This window comes from Trebonia sp. (assembly GCF_049794275.1).
Lineage (GTDB): Bacteria > Actinomycetota > Actinomycetes > Streptosporangiales > Streptosporangiaceae > Trebonia.
Map to the genome: position 1 here is coordinate 1 of NZ_JBARCR010000993.1, position 2,565 is coordinate 2,565.

Annotated in this window: 3 protein-coding genes; all 3 read left to right on the plus strand. The window is 68.6% G+C overall.

The genetic code is table 11. From position 1 onward, the window contains the following. Positions 1 to 302: 302 nt before the first annotated feature. Positions 303 to 734: a protein jag gene (locus WA805_RS25165; protein WP_422286160.1), complete on the plus strand. Its 432-nt coding sequence runs from the start codon at positions 303 to 305 to the stop codon at positions 732 to 734. 52 nt (positions 735 to 786) lie between these two features. After that, the gene (gene rsmG / locus WA805_RS25170; protein ID WP_422272542.1) at positions 787 to 1,431 is read left to right on the plus strand and encodes a 16S rRNA (guanine(527)-N(7))-methyltransferase RsmG; all 645 of its coding nucleotides are present in this window, start codon (positions 787 to 789) and stop codon (positions 1,429 to 1,431) included. A gap of 235 nt (positions 1,432 to 1,666) precedes the next feature. Beyond that, a partial coding sequence (locus tag WA805_RS25175; RefSeq protein ID WP_425243574.1) for a ParA family protein occupies positions 1,667 to 2,565 on the plus strand: 899 nt, incomplete at its 3' end.

Here is a 2,565-nt window from a genome sequence, read left to right on the forward strand (position 1 = left end):
GGCAACTCGGGCAACTCGGGTAAGAGGTGAACGACGTGGGGGATGATCCCGGTGAGGGTTTCGGCACGGTGGTAGGTCGCGAGAGCGTGTCGCCTGTTTCTGGCCTCGACGGGCCCAGCCTGGAAGACAACGAGCTAGACAGCGTGGTGGACCCCGAGGACGTGCTCGACGACGACGAGCTGGCCGAGGCCGACGACTCCGCGGATGCCGACGACGATGAGGCCGAGGATGACGAGGCCGAGGGCGACGACGAGGATGACGACGAGGCCGACTCCGAGGATTCCCTCGATGAGGAGGGGGAGATCGCAGCCGACTACATCGAGGGCTTGCTGGACATCGCCGACCTGGACGGCGACATCGACATGGACGTGGAGGGCGACCGGGCGGTCGTCTCCGTCGTCGGTGCGACCCTTGACGAACTGGTCGGCGACGATGGCGAGGTCCTTGAGGCGCTGCAGGAGCTGACCAGGCTGGCGGTGCACAGGAAGACGGGGCTCAGGGCCAGGCTGATGCTTGACGTCGGCGGGTTTCGCGCCCGGCGCCGGGCCGAGCTCGCCGAGCTCGGCCGCTCCCTGGCGGCGGAGGTGGAGCGCACCGGCGAGCCGAGGAAACTGCGCGCCATGACGCCGTTCGAGCGGAAGATCGTGCACGACGCGGTTGCCGAGGCAGGGTTGCGCAGCGAGTCGGAGGGCGAGGAGCCCAACCGCCGCGTGGTGATCTTCCCGGTCGGCTGAGGCGGTTCACCTAGTGCCCTCGGCTGTGCCTCCTCCTCCGGAGGCTTTCGAGGTGTTCGGCAGCGCGCTTGAAACGGCGTGCCAGTTCGCGGAGATACTCGCGACCGACGGTGTGCAGCGCGGGCTGATCGGTCCTCGCGAGGCCCCCCGGCTGTGGGACAGGCACCTGCTGAACTGCGCGGTGGTCGCCGACCTGCTGCCGGAAGCCGGTGAGCTCGTCGACATCGGGTCCGGTGCGGGGCTGCCCGGCGTGGTGCTCGCCATGCTCCGCCCCGGAATTCGCGTGGTGCTGCTCGAGCCGATGCTCCGCCGTTCGGCCTTCCTCGAAGAGTGCCTGGCGCGGCTGGACCTGCCGAATGCCACCGTCGTCCGCGGTCGCGCCGAAGACATGGCGGGGGTCATTAGGGCGGACATCGCGACGGCCCGGGCGGTCGCGCCGCTGGACCGGCTCGCTGGCTGGGCCGCCGGGCTGCTCCGTCCGGGGGGTGAAATCCTGGCAATCAAGGGCCAGTCCGCTGAGCAGGAGCTAGCGGCTGCCCGCCCCGTCCTGTCGCGACTTCGCGTGCGAAGCGCGGAGGTTCTGCGGGTCGGCCAAGGTAGGGTCGTACCTGCGACCACGGTAGTCCGTGTCGTCATTGGCGGACACGGCCGAGAGGAGCAGCCAGGTGCTCACCGCAGCCGGCGTGGGGTGGCCTGACAGGGGGAATGCGGTACCGTCCCTGGGCGTGTCCGGGTTGGGGTGGCCCGGTGATCAGCCGGGGCGATTGTCTTCCCAATCAGAGCAGGTCTCGAGAGGTGCGCTGTTGAACGGTCATGGAGAGCCGGCCTTTCCTGGTTCGGACCGGGTACGGCACGCCTTGTCGGGGGCAGTTTCACGTGGAACGCCCAGTGTCGTGAAGACGGAGAGCGCCTTGGGAAGTGGAGGAGATCAAATGCCGCCGCAAGCCACCGCGCCCGATTCGCCAGTAGTCGTACCCGACGTACCTAACGACCCCGCAGATACTCCGATCGGCCGGGCAGCAGAGGCGGCGGTCGGCGTCCGCGGCGCGGCTGAACGAGAGCCGTGGCCGCGGCCCGAGCGGTGCCGCATCATGACGATCGCCAACCAGAAGGGCGGCGTGGGTAAGACCACGACCGCGGTCAACCTCGCGGCGAGCCTGTCGCAGCACGGCTGCCGGGTGCTGGTGCTGGACCTGGACCCGCAGGGCAACGCGTCGACCGCGCTGGACGTCGATCACCATGTCGGCCGCGAGTCTGTGTACAACGTGCTCGTCGAGGAACGCCCGCTCTCCGATGTCGTCACCGAGGTCGACGGGATGCCCGGCCTCTTCTGCGCTCCGGCGACCATCGACCTGGCCGGCGCGGAGATCGAACTGGTGCCGATGGTGGCCAGGGAGTCCCGGCTGTTGCGCGCGATCGAGCAGCTCGATGTGTCCAACCTGGACTACGTGCTGATCGACTGCCCGCCGTCCCTTGGCCTGCTGACGATTAACGCGCTCGTCGCCGCCGAAGAAGTGCTGATCCCCATCCAGTGCGAGTACTACGCGCTCGAGGGGCTTGAGCAGCTGCTCAGGACGGTGGAGCTGGTGCGCGGGCACCTGAACGCCCAGCTCAGGATCACCACGATCCTGCTCACGATGTACGACGGGCGCACTCGGCTAGCCACCCAGGTCGCGGACGACGTCCGTGAGCATTTCGGCGACATCGTGCTCCGGACGATTATCCCGCGCAGCGTCCGGGTGTCCGAAGCGCCGAGCTATGGCCAGTCGGTCATCACCTACGACCCGGCGTCCACCGGTGCCATCGCATACATCGAGGCGGCACGGGAGCT